The sequence below is a fragment of the Asticcacaulis biprosthecium C19 genome, from assembly GCF_000204015.1.
GTDB classification, from domain to species: Bacteria; Pseudomonadota; Alphaproteobacteria; order Caulobacterales; family Caulobacteraceae; genus Asticcacaulis; species Asticcacaulis biprosthecius.
Map to the genome: position 1 here is coordinate 1,479,569 of NZ_GL883077.1, position 14,151 is coordinate 1,493,719.

Below are 14,151 nucleotides of genomic sequence, written 5' to 3' on the forward strand. Positions count from 1 at the left end.
TTGCGCGATCTTGCGCGATTCGAGGTAGGGGAATTCCTATGTATAAAGTTCTGCTCAGCGCGGCTGTCGCCGCGTGCGCGCTTGTTTGCGCCAGCCAGGCTTCGGCCGATGAAGCCGCCGCCGCCACGCCCGGCAATATAACCGTCGAAGTGGGCCTGACACGCGCCAATGTCGCCGATATCGACACCTCCTATGCTGTCCTGACGGCCCGCGTCGGCACCAAGTTCAACGCGTATTTTGGCGCTGAATTCGAAGCCGGCATCGGCCTCAACGAGGACACTGTCGACTTCGGCGGTTTCGACATCGACACCAAGCTGGAATACGCTATCGGCGCCTTTCTGACTGGCGAAATGCCGATTGATGACCAATTGGCTCTGACGGGCCGGGTCGGCTACGCCAAGACCCAGATCAAGGCGAGCGCGGGCGGCTATTCGGAAAGCGCCAGCGGTGACGGTGCTGCTTTCGGCGTCGGCGTGAAGTACACCAGCACGAGCGGCAACTATGTCGTTCGTGGCGATGTCTCGCGTTATCAGATCGATGACGGCGACGTCGACGCGGTCTCGGTGACGATCGGCCGCAAGTTCTAATCGGCTTCGAATGTTTTGACGGCAAAGGACTCCAGTTCCGCGAGGTAGTCCTCCACACTGATTTTGCCGACACAAGGATAGGCTCCGGCTTCGACGCCGGAGCCTTTTTCGTGGATACGCCGCGCCAGGACGATGGCCGGGATGCATGGGATATTGGGGCCGTCGCCGTTTTCGGCGACAATGGTCCAGGTCTTTTGCAGCGGTTGGCCGTCGTGACCCATGCCGCGCAGACGCATATACATGCCGCCGGTGTCGCTTCCCAAGACGTCGAACCATCGGCTGACGGTCAGGAGTAAACCGGAGGCAGCAGGCAAATTCAGCGGCCAGCCCCAGCGCACCGGCCAGGACAGCAGCCACAGAAACCACTGCATAAAGCCGAGCTCGACGCCGGCGCCGAAGCGAATATCCCTTATGCCGTAAGCCTCCGGCAGCAGGTCGAGATCGGGGATGTCGCAATTGGCCAGCCAGCGCTTCCCAAAAACTGGAAACGTCCAGGATCGCATGTCCTGCCAGCCAAAGGCCTTCGGATGGCCGGCGAAGGGCTGAAGCGGTTTACCGACATAGCTGAGAATGGCGCGAATCGTGGCCAGGCCGCGTTCGGTCTTCTGGCCCGGCGTGATGGCGTAGTCGAGGCTTTCGACGCTGACAAACTGCGGGCGGTAGTGTTCGATCACCGCTGAGGACAGGCCGGGAACGGTCGAGGCGCCGGTGATCAGAGGCACGCCGGCTGCCCTGGCTTCGGCATCAAGTTCCACGAAATCGCGAACGAAGTCTCGGCCGTCGGCCAGATCGATATAGGCGACTCCGGCCTTGATACAGGCACGCGCCACGTCAAAGCCCGCACCTTGGAACGGGCCGCATGTATGGACGACGACCGTGGGCTTTTCACGCTCCAGGATGGCGGCCAGGTCGCGCCGGATATCGACGGCGAGGCCACGGGCATGGGCCAAGGAGGCGGCCAGTTTTTCAGCCTTGGTGGTGTCGCGGCCGGCGATGATGACGGGCACACCGTGGCGGTTCAGTCCGGCACAGATGCGCTTGCCGAAATTGCCGTAGCCGCCCAGGACCAGAACTTCACCCGTCAAGCTTCACCTCTGTAATACGGAAAGCCCCGGCATAGCCGATCAAGGGCCCTCTATGCAGGGCGTGGGTGAGGGCGGTCTGCATGGCGAAACTGCTTTCGTCGATGGCGGTCTCCCAGGCAACTCCGGTACCGAACAGGTATTTCAGCAGGCCGGGCAGGGGGATGTGACGGCCAAACAGTCGCCAGGTAAAGCCTTTGTGGCGGATTAAGACCCTACCGTCTTCGAAGCTGTAGTCGGCCTTCCAGCCGCCGCCGAAACGGAAATATTCGATGACCTCGTGCGGGCCGGTGACGATCAGTTCTGACTTGAAAACATGGGGCGGCCGGTTTGGCGGGAAGAAATGGCGTTCGAAGATATAGCTGTCAGAGGCGGGATCGCTGCGGGTGTAGACGGTGACCGGCACGGCCTTGCCTTCGAACGGCGCCAGCAGGCCGCCCAGTTTCAGCAGCCAGGCGAAGCGACGCATGACCGGCGACAGGGTGATATCGAGCGCGCCTTCGTGGGTGACGACGTCGCGGGTAAAGGGCCGGTTGGCGTAGTGGGCTTTCAGCGGTGCCGGCAGGGCGCCCCACTGGTCGCCGAAGGCCTTGGCGAAGATCGGTTTCAAATCGGCTGCTTTCCGTTGAGCCTCAGCATCAGCCGGCGGATCGCCTTCATGGCGGGATAGAAGAGGGCCACGGTTGCCTTGTTGCGAAAGAGGGCGACATTCAGCCGGTTCAGCCAGCCCCGGTCCGAACCGATCATGGCCAGGAGGTGCAGGGCGTCTTCGCCATGATAGAGGCGGTCTTCGAACTTGACGACTATACCCTGGTTCAAATCTAAGCCGTGGGCGGCGATTTCGTCGCCGAGTGGTGTGCCGGCAATTTCGCGGGCATTGAGAATCTGCAGCGAGCCTACGGCCTGTTTGATTCGGACCATACGGGCAGACGCCATGCAGAACGGGCAGTCGCCGTCGTAAACCAACTGAATCGGTGCCCCCTCGCTCATGGGGTTGAGCTTAGCACTGCTATCACCCGCGGCAATGCGGCAAAACGCCGTCAGAATGTGCATGAACCTGCCGCTTAGCGGCCCGGCTTCAAGATTTGGAACCGCGAATGAACGCGAATAAACGCGAATATTCCTGGTCGTCTCGATCGATTGAGAAACCCGGTACTACGCCTGAGCGCCCTTGGCGCTCTCTCATTCGCGCTTATTCGCGTTCATTCGCGGTTCCGAACTTGCATAAGTAAGGCCGCTGCGCGGCATCAGAATTACAATACCTAGAACCGAGACCCGGAGCGCAGGGCAGCGCGGGCTTCTTCGATCAGGCGGTAGACCCGGCGGACCTCGGCGATGCCGACAAAGGCCACCACCGGCGCCTGACCACGGCCGCGTCCCATACCCGTCGGCATAAAGGCGTTGTCTGGCCCGAAGGTCAGGGTGCCCTTGCCGCTGCGCGACTCGCGGATATTGACCTGGTCCAGGCTGGCCAGGTTCAGCGCGGTGACACTGCCGCCGCGCACCACCAGGGCGCGCTGGTCGGTGACGCCGTAAAAGGTACCAGCCCGGACAAAGGCGTCGTAGAAAAAGCGGCCGATGATCATGTAGAGGCCGACCAGGCAGAACGGTATGCCCCACAGGGCGAAGAAGCTGACGGGCAAGGCCGCGAAGGGATTGGTGATGTCGAAACAAAGGTCCGTGAGGACACCAAATTCCCAGAAGAAGGCGAAACCGCCCCACAACAGGCTGAACGGAATCATCATGACATCCGCAGGGCTGAAGCGGATGCCCTGGCCGGGCCGGCCTTGCCACAGCAACCGTTCGTTGCTCAGCACCTCGCGCGCGACAGGTGAACTGGGATCGTGGATGGTTGTCATGGATAGCCCCCGAATGCACTATCGTGATGCCTGGGGGTAAATTTGGCAAGACCTATTGCCCTGGCGCCGGTCGCTCCCATCTCAAACGGCAAGTGAGAGGAGCCGATCATGATCCATCTGTACACCTGGGGCACCCCCAATGGACGCAAGCTGACCATCCTGATGGAAGAACTGGGCGTGCCCTACGATATCCACCCGATCGATATCGGCAAGGACGAGCAGTTCGCGCCGGACTTCCTCAAGATTTCGCCCAACAACAAGATCCCGGCCATCGTTGACGACGAAGCCGAAGGCGGGCCGCTGAGCCTGTTCGAATCCGGCGCCATCATGATCTATCTGGCAGACAAGTACGGCCAGTTCCTGCCGGCTTCGGGCGCGGCGCGCTATACCGCCATCCAGTGGCTGATGTGGCAAATGGGCGGCCTGGGGCCGATGTTCGGCCAACTGGGGTGGTGGGTTGTGTCCGACAAGGAGCAGACGCCCAAGGGTGTCGAACGCTATGCCAAGGAAGCGGAACGCTTGATGGGCGTGCTCGACAAGCGTCTGTCGGAGGCCCCTTATGTCGGCGGTGACGACTATACGATTGCCGACATGGCGATCTGGCCATGGATTTCGCAATACCGCACGCGGGTCAAGGACCATGTCGAACCGATGGTGCAAAAGCATCCGCATGTGCTGGCGTGGCTCGATAGGGTCGGTGAGCGTCCGGCGGTGCAGAAGGGCTTTGCCCTGCCCTAAGGAAGGACCTCGACGCCGATCTTCTTTTCCCACGTTGCAAGTTCGGCGCGCTCGGCCGCGGTCCGGACCTGGCGTGGCTTGAACGGCAAGACGGGCTGGGCAGATACCAGTTGCCAGGCGCCATTTTTCAAAGTGGCTTCGGCATCGAAGGGCGGTGTTTCGCCGTCGTCATCGCGATTGCACTGAAGCCTCAGCCGGGTGGCATCGTGCCATGCAAGGGGTTGGCACGAAGTCTCGCTTTGCTGGGTGAGCCTGGGAGAAGCCTTCCAGTCGGTGATCTCGGTGAACGACCTGGAAATAATAGAGGCCAACTGTCCACTGGCGACATACCGGAGGTCGGGCGATACGCTGGGCGGGCCGTTTAACCAAAGACGGTCGCCCTTGCGATCGAACAGGACGTAGTTGTCGCCTTCGCCGTGTTCGCGGCGGACGACGATGACGGCGCCATCATCCAGCATCACGATCCCGGCCAAGGTCCACAGGCTGCAGGTTTCCCAGCCTTCGCAGTCGGTTTTCGGCGAACTGGTCAGGCGAACGCCGTCGCGGCCGTCATAGCTGAGGGTCAGTGTGCTGCCGTCGCGCCGGGCGTATTTCGGAAACGCTTTCAGCGCCGCGGCCTCATCATGGTACAGGCGCGCCTCGACGGCCTTGGGGGCGGTCTGCGGCGGGGGCGGAGGTTGCGTGGTGACAGGCGGGGGTGGCTTGGTCGAACAGGCGGCCACCGTCGCCAGAAATCCCAAAACCCATAAGCGTTTCATGGCAGGATCCCCTTTGGCCCTCTTTGACGTGACGCTACCATGTTCACTGAAGTCTGGAAACGAAACTCAGGCGGCTTTTTCACCTTTTGGTGGTTTGCGGCGGACATACAACACCTTGCGGACGCGGGCTATGAGGGTACCGTCGGTGTCCATGATGTCGACCTCGTATTCCGGCGTCACCTTCTCTCCGGCATCGGCCAGGGCGCGGACGCGGGCGATTTCCTCGTGGGGAATGTGAAATATGGCGCGGACGTGTTTGCGTCCCGGTTTCAGGAACTGGATCGAGGCCGCCTTGTCCCAGACAATATAGTCGCGGCCCAGATTGGTCATCAGGATGGCCATAAAGAACGGATCGCACATCATGTACAGGCTACCGCCGAACTGCGTGCCGACGATGTTCTTGTTCCACCAGCGCAGCCTCATCTCAACCGTGATCGAGGTGACATCGGCATTGGTATCGATCACCTTGATGCCGGCGCCCAGCATCGGTGGATACCAGTTGATCATCCGGAACAGTTTTGCACGGGCCATGGGCACCTCCCATGGTCATTAATATGCAAAACGGTACAAAATTCAAGCCGTGTAACCCGATTTCGTTGTGGAGCGTATAGTGTTATGGATTTAAAATGGCTCGGACACCTGCGGGCCAAATCCCCCACCGTCTCATTTGCTGGCCGCAAATGATCCACGCCACGGGGCGCCCCGCTCCCGGTAAAACGGGGCGGTATAAGGAAGGTGAAGGCCATGTTTGCGGAGGGATGATGCAGGAAATCGACAGGACGTCCATCCATCCGTGGTGGCTGCGCATGGTGCACTGGCTGAATGCGGCCGCCGTCATCATCCTTATTCTCAGCGGCTGGCAGATCTATAACGCTACCGGTTTTATGGGCTTCAAGTTTCCGCCGCAGGTGACTCTTGGACGTTGGCTGGGCGGTGGTATCATGTGGCATTTCGCGGCCATGTGGCTGTTGTGGGCGACGGCCTTCTTCTATCTGGTCATGGCAACCTTTACCGGCCGGTGGAAGCGCCAGTTCTGGCCGGTGTCGCCGGGCGGTATCCTTCGCGACCTGAAGGACACCTTTACCGGCAAGTTGAGCCACGCCGACCTGCGCGTCTATAACTACGTCCAGAAGGCTGTCTATCTCTTCGTCATGCTCGATATCGTCGTGCTGATCTGCTCCGGCCTGGTGCTGTGGAAGCCGGTGCAGTTCCCGACCTTGCGTACCGTGCTGGGGGATTATGAAGGGGCGCGCCTGATCCATTTCATCGCCATGGTGGTGATGTGCGGGTTTATTGTTGTCCACGTCGTCATGGCGCTGCTGGTGCCGAAGACGATCAAAGCCATGTTGTGGGGACGCTGAGATGAACGGTCAACTTCCGCCTGAAGTCGAACGCGACAAGGACGCCATCCTGAAGGAGGCCGACGGGCTGCTCAAGGACCCAGGCAAGCGCCGGTTGCTCGGCAATCTTCTGACGCTCGGCGGGTTGTCGCTCGCCACCGGCATTCTGATCCGCGACGAACAGTCGATCAAAAAGATCCTGGAGCGGATTTCGCGTTTCAATGACGACGCCCAGGCGGCGCTGTTCGATCCGAACGATATGGCGCCGGAATATCCGCGATCCGAAATTGCCAATCCATTTCCTTTCAACGCTTTTTATCCCCTGGCCAAGGTCCCGCAGGTCGACGCGGAGAGCTTTCGGCTGCAGTTGTCAGGCAAGATCGCCGACAAGCGGGCGTGGGATCTGCCGGCGCTTTATGCCTTGCCGCAGGTCAGCCAGGTCACGCGGCATATCTGCGTCGAGGGCTGGAGCGCCATCGGCGAATGGGGCGGAGTGGTGTTTTCCGATTTCCTCAAGCGTGTGGGCGCCGATGTGACGTGCAAATATGTCGGGTTCAAATGCGCTGACGGCTATCATACCTCGATCGATATGCCGACAGCCCTGCACGCCCAGACAATCCTTGCGTTTACGTTTCGAGGCCAGACCCTGCCGACCTGGTATGGTTTCCCCATGAAGCTGCGCATGCCGACCAAGCTCGGGTACAAGAATCCCAAGCACATCACCGAGATTTTCGTGACCAATGATCATCCCGGTGGGTTCTGGGAAGACCAGGGCTATAACTGGTTCGGCGGCAGTTAGAGATACCGGAAAGAGGACCCCTCCGTCTCGACGCGCTTCGGCCTGTAGGGGGCCTCGCTTGCTCGCCATGGCACGGGCCACCCCGCTCCCCAGGGAGGAGAAGGAAAGAGTTAACGGGATTCCGCTGCCCGTCTGAACGGTGCGGAAACAAACCGTGTAAGAATCACTGACATCGCCGTGTTGCCGCGTTGTTCACCCCTATATGTGGTGGGGAATCACCGTCTTAACCATACGGATCAGGCGACTTTTATGACCCCGCGGCGGATCTGATCGAGTTCGATCGACTCGAACAACGCCTGGAAGTTGCCGTTGCCAAAACCTTCATTGCCCTTGCGCTGGATGATCTCGAAGAAGATCGGCCCGAAAGTATTTTCGGTGAAGATCTGCAGCAGGATGCCCTCGTCACCGGTGTCGCCGTCGATCAGGATACGGTTCCTGCGCAGGCGTTCCAGGTCCTCGCTGTGGCCAGGCACACGTTTGTCGACCAGGTCGTAGTAGGTGTCGATTGTGTCCTGTAGCTTCACCCCGCGAGCGCGCAAGCTTTCCACCGTGGCATAGATGTCCGGCGTGTTCAGGGCGATGTGCTGGATGCCTTCGCCATTGTATTGGCGCAGGAATTCCTCGATCTGCGAGGCGTCGTCCTGGCTTTCGTTCAGCGGGATGCGGATGGCGCCGTCGGGGGCGATCATCGCCTGGCTGAACAGGCCTGTCGCCTGGCCTTTGATGTCGAAGTACTTCTGCTCCTCGAAGCCGAAGATCTGGCGGTAGAATTCCGACCAGGTGCGCATCTCGCCGCGCTTCACATTGTGAGTCAGATGATCGAGCAGGTCGAAACCGACGCTGTTCCTGGCTTCAGCCTCATCCGCGCCAGGAATTGGCGCCCAGCCGGCGAAAGGGTCGCCATCGACCAGGTACAGCAGCGAGCCGCCAATACCTTCCAGCACAAACTCCGGACGCAGCCCGGCGGCCGTGGCGGGCCGCGCGCCACTTTTCAGCGCCAGGTCGTAGGCTTTCGCCGCGTCCTTGACATGGAAGGCCATGCCGCTGGCCGACGGACCGTGTTCGGCGGCAAAGGTGCGGGCGTGCGGCGTGGCCAGGTGGTTGACCACGAAGCGGATACGGCCCTGGCGGTATAGGACGATATCGAGCGACGGATGGCGCGCCGCGGCGGTAAAGCCCAGCAACTCCAGTTGCTGCGCCATAGTCGCGGAATCGGGGCCGGTGAATTCGACATAGGCGAATCCGTCCAGACCCAAGGGATTAACAGGTGTATTCATCACCGTCTCCATCAGGTTCTTACAAAACGGACCGCAAGGCGCTCGCGAACACCGGCAGGTTACCCTGGTTCAAACCGGCGATGTTGATACGGCCAGACTCCACCATGTAGATGCCGTGCTCGATTCGCAACCGGGTGACCTGGTCGCGATCGAGCGGCAGCAGACTGAACATGCCGGACTGTCTCTTTACGGTCTCAAATTCGGGTACGGCCGTGGCCAAATCATGGCGCAGGCCGGTAAGGCGATCCCGCATCACATCCAGCTCGCTGCGCCACTGGGCATCCAGTTGCGGCGTCGTCAGGATAATGCGGACAACGGCGGTGCCATGATCGGGCGGCATCGACCACAGGGTGCGGGCCATCAGATTCAGATTGGTGCGGGCGCGGCGGACGCTGGTCGGGTTGCTGCCCTGGACCCACAGGGCGCCGGCGCGGTCGCGGTACAGGCCGAAATTCTTTGAGCCCGAGACACAAACCAGGGCTTCGGGCACATGGGCCAGGACATGGCGCAGGCCCCAGGCGTCTTCGTCGAGGCCCTGGCCCAGCCCCTGATAGGCCATGTCGAGCACCGGCACCACGCCGCGTTCGTTGAGAAAGGCGGCCAGAGCGCGCCACTGGTCGTGGCTGAACTCGACGCCGGTCGGGTTATGGCAGCCCGACTGCAGCACAATAGCGTCGCCGCGGCGGACCTCGTTCAGAGCCGACATCATGGCGTCGAACAGAAGCGTCTGTGTCGGCTTGTCGAAGAAGGGGTGTTCAATAACAGCAAGGCCCGCCGCCTGCATCAGCATGGCGTGGTTCACGTAGCCCGGGGTGCCGATCCAGACGCGGCAGTCCGGATTGGTGCGGTGGAGGAGGGCGGCTGCCAGGCGCAGGGCACCGGTGCCGCCGGGCGTCTGCATACCCCACATGGTGCCGTCATCCGTGCTCGGTCCCAGCACGATGGGCGCCAGGGCAGCGACGAAACCGGCATCACCTTCGGGAGAGAGATAGTCCTTGCTGGTCTGGGTTTCGATCAAGTGACGTTCGGCAGCCTTGACCGAAGCCAGGATCGGGGTGTGACCGGTGTCGTCGCGATAGACCCCTATACCGAGGTCAATCTTGTTCGGGCGCGGATCGTTGCGCAAAAGGTGCAACACCATCAGCATCGGATCCAAGGGTTGCTCGGCCAGGGTGTCCATCAGGCCGGGGGCAGGGCGGATATCCAGGCTATCAGAACCTATGGCGGGACTCATCGAGGGCACCAGTCGTTGCGAATGTTATTGTATCTAATGAAACTATACCTGCATCGACATTCTGGCAATCGGAAACGGCCGCGTTTGGAATTTTTTTTGGACTTTGCCGTTATATTCCAGAGTCAAAAGCCTGTGAAACGGGCTTCAATACAGGAATCGTACAATGTCTGACCATTATCCGCTTTATATCGCCCTGCGTGGGCTGATGGTGCGTGCTGCGCCGGCGATGCAGATTGGCAAGGATGCGCTGGGCGAATTTACCCTGAACGTGCCGCGCGAAATCATGAACTCCAAGGACCCGATATGGTTCGGTTCGGTGCGCCTGACCGGCAACAACGTGTCCTACTACCTGCCGCCCCTGGCGGCGCGCGAAGGCCGCGACCTGGTTGTGCCCGAGGCGTTGAAGCGGCTGTCGACCAGCAAGACGTGCTTCGTCTTCCACGATCAGAATCCGGATCGTTTTGCCGAACTGGAAGACGTAACGCGGGCAGCGGCTGATAAGTTTACCAGCGCCACCCGCGCAGCTTAAGGGCTACTCCGCCGGCGCGGTCTTCTTGCCAGTGGCCAGGAAGATCAAAACCGTGAACATCAGGATCTGGGCGGCCGTCAGGACAGAGCCGATGCCGACGACCGGTTCGTACCACGGCGCCTGAATCTGGGCGCCGTAGACGCCTGGGATGAACAGGGCCAGGCCTAGGACCGACAAAGCATAATGGATGGTGGTCAGGCGTTTTGAGACCTGCGGGTGGGCGTTGTAGAACAGTCCTGCCAGGAACATCCACACGCCACCGACCAGGTTCAGGTGCGCATGGGTCGGCGCCTGGACGAAGTCGTGAGTGGCGCCCATGTAGACGCCTATACCGATACCGATGCACAGAAATACCGCACTGGTGCGCAGGAACACATTACCGTTCATTGGAGCCCTCCCAAGCTCTGTGGATGGCAAATGACTACAATTGAAACCCTGAATTGGCAAATCGGCCGCTTGCCGGTGTCAACAAAGCGCGGCATTGTCGCCGCAACAGCCCTTCAGAGCTGAACCTGAGGAGACACCGATGCGCTTTTCCCGAATTTTGGCCGCCGGCGCGGCCGTTATGATGTTTGCTTGCGGTTCGGCCTGGGCCGGCGACACGGCGAAGTTTCAGGTGTCGATCACGGTCGATGACCTGACCGTGCATGGCGGCCTGCCGCCGGGCACGACGCGCCAGCAGGTGGCTGACAACTTCCTCAATGCCTTCAAGGCGCACGGCGTCACCGAGGCCTGGGGCTTTATCAACGGCATGAGCCTGACGCAGGATCCGGGGAGCGAGACGGTTCTGGCGGCGTGGCGGGCGGCCGGTCATCCGCTGGGCAATCATGGCTTCACCCATATGAACGCCTCGCAGAATACGGTGGCCGCCTTCAAAGGCGATATCGAGGGCAATGAACCGATCCTTAAATCCTATATGGGCGATGCCGACTGGCACTGGCTGCGTTTTCCGTTCCTCAATGCGGGCAGCGACGCCAGCCATGGCGAGATCATGCAGTACGTCAAGGACAAGGGCTACAAGGTCGCCGATGTGACCATCAGCTTCAATGACTGGGCCTATACCGACGCCTATGCCCGCTGCGCCGCCAAGGGCGATACGGCGGCGGTGGCGACCTTACGTGAAAAGTACCTCAGCGATGTCGTGGCGTCGGTGAAACGGGCAAGGGGCCTGTCGCAAAAGATCTATGGCCGCGAGATTCAGCATGTCATGTTGATCCACATCGGCGCCTTCACCGGCGAGATGCTGCCGCAGGTTCTGACAGCTTTCGATACCGAAGGCGCGGAATATGTGACGCTGGAGCAGGCGCAAAGCGATCCGGCCTATGACTTCAGCGGACCCAAGGCAGCGCAGGGCTCGATGCTGGAGCGCGTGGCGCAGGAAAAGGGCATCAACCTCTATGACGGCTCTATCGCGTCGCTGAACGATGTCGGCCCGATCATGGGCATGTGCCAGTAATCAGGATGAAATCCGGACCGTGGAAATAACCTTGGCGAACAGGGCGTTCATGGCTTCGGATATGCCTTCATTTGGGCCGACCTCGAAATAGAGGCCTTCCGTGGCGCATTCCTGCATCTTTGCCGCCAGCTGTGATGTCGGCGACACGTACTTGGCAAGGTGCGAATTGTAGAAGGCATTGGTCGGCAGAGGCAGATAGGTGGTGTAAAGCACCGCGATCTTGACCCCTCGGGCCTTCATCGCCTTGCATTGGGGTGTGTCCAGCGGCGAGATGCGCCGGCAAGAGGCGCCGTTGGAATAGGCGCAATCATAGCCGTCATTGGCGCCGTCGGAGACAAAGAACAGCACCTGTTGCGGCTTGGATGACGAAGACCCATCGCCCGAGGACGGAATCACCTTGTTCATCCCCAACAGGTACGACGGGAAGTTGGTCTGACGGTCCGAGTTGTAGTTCTGATAGGGAATGGTCATCAGGTCGATCTTGGCGGCATTGCTTGCCGAGGTGCTGAGGTTGGTCGTCAGCGCGCTCACCTCATAAGGTGCCGGATTTTTGGAGTCGATCTGATCCGCCGCCATGCCGAAGTGGTAGATGGCCATGCGGTACTGATCGGTCAGGGTCTGGGTGTTCTTCGCCGTCGTCATCAGGTTCTGGGTCGCCTGACGCACGACATCGATGCGGGTCGTTACCTTCAGCTTCTTCGCCAGCGCATAGTAGTCATTGCCCGCCTTATCCATCTGGTGGCAGGCGAAGGCGCACTTGTCCGATGTATTGGCCACCATGGTGTCGATATCCTTGGTAGTCGCCCCGACACCCATGGACGGGCTGTTGTCCAGCAGCAGGTAGAAGTCGATATAGGGCGGGAAGGTCGAGGACGAGGTCGATTTGATGGTGATCGGCATCGTGTTCATGCCCATCAGACCCAGCAGGTAGGGGCGGTAGTCGGCTGTGACACCAATTTCGGACACTAGGTTGGTTGACTGCTTCTTGATCTTAGCCTTGACCTTAATGTTGTTCAGGTCGTTATGCTTCTTGACGTTGGAGTTGAAGATGGCCAGCGCCTGATTTTCTCCGGTCTTGAAGCTGCTGTGGCCCTTCGTGTTGGCCTTGTAGGCATAGGAGTTGACGGCGACCGAACCGACGCTGGCGACATCGGCGGCGTCCTGCAGTTCTTTTTTCAGTTGCATGACGCGGCTGAAGTCGACGGCACCGCCAATCGCCAGGAACACGACCGGCAGGGCCAGGCCGATAATCATGATGACATTGCCCCGCGTATCGCGGAAGAATCGCTTCAGTCCGTGTAGCACCTTTTGCGCCCCAGCCCTTTGGTAAGGCGGGAGCATGCCACAAACAGCTTAATCAACCGTTCGATTTGGCGTTCGCTTCAGACAGGGTAAGGGTTTTCAAGGCTAGGGCGTGCACCGGACCCGCCAGTTCCTCGGCCAGTTCGGCATTGACCAGACGCTGACGTGCCACACGACCCAGCCCTTCAAAGCGATTTGAGACGATCACAACGGAAAAATGGCTCTCGCCCCCTTCACGCGCGCCCATATGTCCACTATGTTTGGCGCTGTCGTCGAGAATCTCCAAACGCTGTGGCGTGAAGGCCTGTTCGAGCTTCGATCGGATGCGGTCCGCGACACTTCCCATAATTCGGCCCTCTTCGCCGTGTAGATATTCGATGTTTTGTTAAGTTTTCAAGGTAATCTTCATCATATGAGCGAAGGATTTAAGTACAAGCCCAAATTCATGGACATGCGCATTCGTCCGCCCAAGGAGGGTGAGGAGCATGTGCGTCGGCCTGAAGATGATGTGCTGCATCTCAAGCCCGGTCAGAAACCGTGCGAGTGGCCGGAGTGCCATAAGGCTGCGACGGCGCGTGCGCCCAAATCGCGCGAGATGATGAACGAGTACTATAATTTCTGCGTCGCTCACGCGTCGGAATATAACAAGAACTGGAACTTCTTCGCCGGTATGAGCGAGGGGGAAGCCCGTAGCCACCGTGAAGCCATCATGACCGGCGGCCGGCCGACCTGGGCGTTCCGGGCATCGCGCCTGTCGCGTGAGGCGGCCAATATCTCCGCCAAGGGTACGACCTCCAAGGGGTTCTACGATCCGCATTCGGTGTTCGGCGCCGGGGCAGCGCCCAAGCGTGACGAAGCCGCTCCGGTTCAGCGCCAGTACGGCAAGATCGAGCGTCAGGCCTTTGCCGACCTGGACCTGGAGGTTGGGGTTGGGGCTGAGGTCGTGCGCGTGCGCTACACAGAGCTGCTGAAGCGTTGCCACCCGGATAACAACGGTGGCGACCGTTCCGCCGAGGATAAGCTCCAGCGCGTCATCAAGGCCTATAAGGTCTTGAAGAAAATGAATCTTACTTAATTCGCGATGAGGGAAGGGATGTCGCTGACATCCCCTCTCCCCGCAGGCGGGGAGAGGTTAGGGGGCGGGGCGTCTTCGGCGCGCTCCGGCCTCTGAATGCCCCTCACCCGATCGC

General features: G+C 60.2%; 18 protein-coding genes. 7 read left to right on the forward strand and 11 right to left on the reverse strand.

From position 1 onward, the window contains the following. Positions 1 to 38 precede the first annotated feature (38 nt). Positions 39 to 587: an outer membrane beta-barrel protein gene (locus ABI_RS07030; protein ID WP_006272194.1), complete on the forward strand. Its 549-nt coding sequence runs from the start codon at positions 39 to 41 to the stop codon at positions 585 to 587. On the opposite strand, the gene ABI_RS07035 is transcribed toward ABI_RS07030, so the two are convergent. The 4 genes from ABI_RS07035 to ABI_RS07050 form a co-directional block, all read right to left on the reverse strand. Then, on the reverse strand, positions 584 to 1,672 hold the full coding sequence (locus tag ABI_RS07035) for a saccharopine dehydrogenase family protein (protein WP_006272195.1): 1,089 nt from the start codon (positions 1,670 to 1,672) through the stop codon (positions 584 to 586). The two genes, ABI_RS07030 and ABI_RS07035, sit on opposite strands and share 4 nt — an antisense overlap. Next, positions 1,662 to 2,279, reverse strand: a complete 618-nt coding sequence (locus tag ABI_RS07040) for a DUF4166 domain-containing protein (protein WP_006272196.1) — start codon at positions 2,277 to 2,279, stop codon at positions 1,662 to 1,664. The genes ABI_RS07035 and ABI_RS07040 overlap by 11 nt, the downstream gene beginning before the upstream one ends. Continuing rightward, entirely contained in the window at positions 2,276 to 2,722 is a 447-nt protein-coding gene (locus ABI_RS07045) for a DCC1-like thiol-disulfide oxidoreductase family protein (protein ID WP_006272197.1), read from the reverse strand. Before ABI_RS07045 ends, ABI_RS07040 begins: the two co-directional genes overlap by 4 nt. Positions 2,723 to 2,931: 209 nt before the next feature. Next, positions 2,932 to 3,528, reverse strand: a complete 597-nt coding sequence (locus tag ABI_RS07050; RefSeq protein ID WP_006272198.1) for a hypothetical protein — start codon at positions 3,526 to 3,528, stop codon at positions 2,932 to 2,934. 108 nt (positions 3,529 to 3,636) lie between these two features. Here ABI_RS07050 and ABI_RS07055 point away from each other — a divergent pair, with 108 nt between their 5' ends. Next, complete coding sequence (locus tag ABI_RS07055; protein ID WP_006272199.1) at positions 3,637 to 4,266, forward strand: glutathione S-transferase N-terminal domain-containing protein; 630 nt, start codon at positions 3,637 to 3,639, stop codon at positions 4,264 to 4,266. On the opposite strand, the gene ABI_RS07060 is transcribed toward ABI_RS07055, so the two are convergent. Next, on the reverse strand, positions 4,263 to 5,024 hold the full coding sequence (locus ABI_RS07060; protein ID WP_006272200.1) for a hypothetical protein: 762 nt from the start codon (positions 5,022 to 5,024) through the stop codon (positions 4,263 to 4,265). The genes ABI_RS07055 and ABI_RS07060 overlap by 4 nt on opposite strands. A gap of 66 nt (positions 5,025 to 5,090) precedes the next feature. Next, positions 5,091 to 5,555, reverse strand: coding sequence for a DUF4442 domain-containing protein (locus ABI_RS07065; protein ID WP_006272201.1), 465 nt, complete (start codon positions 5,553 to 5,555; stop codon positions 5,091 to 5,093). Positions 5,556 to 5,785: 230 nt separating this feature from the next. Here ABI_RS07065 and ABI_RS07070 point away from each other — a divergent pair, with 230 nt between their 5' ends. Then, positions 5,786 to 6,385, forward strand: coding sequence for a cytochrome b/b6 domain-containing protein (locus ABI_RS07070; protein ID WP_157138736.1), 600 nt, complete (start codon positions 5,786 to 5,788; stop codon positions 6,383 to 6,385). Position 6,386: 1 nt separating this feature from the next. After that, positions 6,387 to 7,163: a molybdopterin-dependent oxidoreductase gene (locus ABI_RS07075; RefSeq protein WP_006272203.1), complete on the forward strand. Its 777-nt coding sequence runs from the start codon at positions 6,387 to 6,389 to the stop codon at positions 7,161 to 7,163. Between the two features lie 236 nt (positions 7,164 to 7,399). On the opposite strand, the gene hppD is transcribed toward ABI_RS07075, so the two are convergent. Together hppD and ABI_RS07085 are read right to left on the reverse strand one after the other, a co-directional pair. Then, positions 7,400 to 8,440, reverse strand: coding sequence for a 4-hydroxyphenylpyruvate dioxygenase (gene hppD, locus ABI_RS07080; RefSeq protein ID WP_006272204.1), 1,041 nt, complete (start codon positions 8,438 to 8,440; stop codon positions 7,400 to 7,402). A gap of 19 nt (positions 8,441 to 8,459) precedes the next feature. Beyond that, complete coding sequence (locus ABI_RS07085) at positions 8,460 to 9,674, reverse strand: aromatic amino acid transaminase (protein WP_211211126.1); 1,215 nt, start codon at positions 9,672 to 9,674, stop codon at positions 8,460 to 8,462. A 163-nt stretch (positions 9,675 to 9,837) separates the two neighbouring features. Between ABI_RS07085 and ABI_RS07090 the strand changes: the two genes are divergently transcribed. After that, positions 9,838 to 10,203, forward strand: coding sequence for a hypothetical protein (locus ABI_RS07090; protein WP_006272206.1), 366 nt, complete (start codon positions 9,838 to 9,840; stop codon positions 10,201 to 10,203). Between the two features lie 3 nt (positions 10,204 to 10,206). Here ABI_RS07090 and ABI_RS07095 read toward each other — a convergent pair whose 3' ends face one another. Beyond that, positions 10,207 to 10,590, reverse strand: a complete 384-nt coding sequence (locus ABI_RS07095; RefSeq protein WP_006272207.1) for a hypothetical protein — start codon at positions 10,588 to 10,590, stop codon at positions 10,207 to 10,209. A 139-nt stretch (positions 10,591 to 10,729) separates the two neighbouring features. Between ABI_RS07095 and ABI_RS07100 the strand changes: the two genes are divergently transcribed. After that, positions 10,730 to 11,659: a polysaccharide deacetylase family protein gene (locus ABI_RS07100; protein WP_006272208.1), complete on the forward strand. Its 930-nt coding sequence runs from the start codon at positions 10,730 to 10,732 to the stop codon at positions 11,657 to 11,659. Here ABI_RS07100 and ABI_RS07105 read toward each other — a convergent pair whose 3' ends face one another. Next, positions 11,660 to 12,964, reverse strand: coding sequence for a TadE/TadG family type IV pilus assembly protein (locus ABI_RS07105; RefSeq protein WP_006272209.1), 1,305 nt, complete (start codon positions 12,962 to 12,964; stop codon positions 11,660 to 11,662). Positions 12,965 to 13,016: 52 nt separating this feature from the next. After that, positions 13,017 to 13,307, reverse strand: coding sequence for a BolA family protein (locus ABI_RS07110; protein ID WP_040308674.1), 291 nt, complete (start codon positions 13,305 to 13,307; stop codon positions 13,017 to 13,019). Between the two features lie 66 nt (positions 13,308 to 13,373). Here ABI_RS07110 and ABI_RS07115 point away from each other — a divergent pair, with 66 nt between their 5' ends. Further along, on the forward strand, positions 13,374 to 14,036 hold the full coding sequence (locus ABI_RS07115) for a J domain-containing protein (protein WP_040308675.1): 663 nt from the start codon (positions 13,374 to 13,376) through the stop codon (positions 14,034 to 14,036). Positions 14,037 to 14,151 lie beyond the last annotated feature (115 nt).

Bases quoted from the DNA above. Each gene is read 5' to 3' on its own strand.
- ABI_RS07075 (WP_006272203.1), top strand. From the start codon at position 6,387: ATGAACGGTCAACTTCCGCCTGAAGTCGAACGCGACAAGGACGCCATC.
- ABI_RS07070 (WP_157138736.1), top strand. From the start codon at position 5,786: ATGCAGGAAATCGACAGGACGTCCATCCATCCGTGGTGGCTGCGCATG.
- hppD (WP_006272204.1), bottom strand. From the start codon at position 8,440: ATGAATACACCTGTTAATCCCTTGGGTCTGGACGGATTCGCCTATGTC.
- ABI_RS07065 (WP_006272201.1), bottom strand. From the start codon at position 5,555: ATGGCCCGTGCAAAACTGTTCCGGATGATCAACTGGTATCCACCGATG.
- ABI_RS07085 (WP_211211126.1), bottom strand. From the start codon at position 9,674: ATGAGTCCCGCCATAGGTTCTGATAGCCTGGATATCCGCCCTGCCCCC.
- ABI_RS07100 (WP_006272208.1), top strand. From the start codon at position 10,730: ATGCGCTTTTCCCGAATTTTGGCCGCCGGCGCGGCCGTTATGATGTTT.
- ABI_RS07090 (WP_006272206.1), top strand. From the start codon at position 9,838: ATGTCTGACCATTATCCGCTTTATATCGCCCTGCGTGGGCTGATGGTG.
- ABI_RS07110 (WP_040308674.1), bottom strand. From the start codon at position 13,307: ATGGGAAGTGTCGCGGACCGCATCCGATCGAAGCTCGAACAGGCCTTC.
- ABI_RS07060 (WP_006272200.1), bottom strand. From the start codon at position 5,024: ATGAAACGCTTATGGGTTTTGGGATTTCTGGCGACGGTGGCCGCCTGT.
- ABI_RS07115 (WP_040308675.1), top strand. From the start codon at position 13,374: ATGAGCGAAGGATTTAAGTACAAGCCCAAATTCATGGACATGCGCATT.
- ABI_RS07050 (WP_006272198.1), bottom strand. From the start codon at position 3,528: ATGACAACCATCCACGATCCCAGTTCACCTGTCGCGCGCGAGGTGCTG.
- ABI_RS07095 (WP_006272207.1), bottom strand. From the start codon at position 10,590: ATGAACGGTAATGTGTTCCTGCGCACCAGTGCGGTATTTCTGTGCATC.
- ABI_RS07055 (WP_006272199.1), top strand. From the start codon at position 3,637: ATGATCCATCTGTACACCTGGGGCACCCCCAATGGACGCAAGCTGACC.
- ABI_RS07045 (WP_006272197.1), bottom strand. From the start codon at position 2,722: ATGCACATTCTGACGGCGTTTTGCCGCATTGCCGCGGGTGATAGCAGT.
- ABI_RS07030 (WP_006272194.1), top strand. From the start codon at position 39: ATGTATAAAGTTCTGCTCAGCGCGGCTGTCGCCGCGTGCGCGCTTGTT.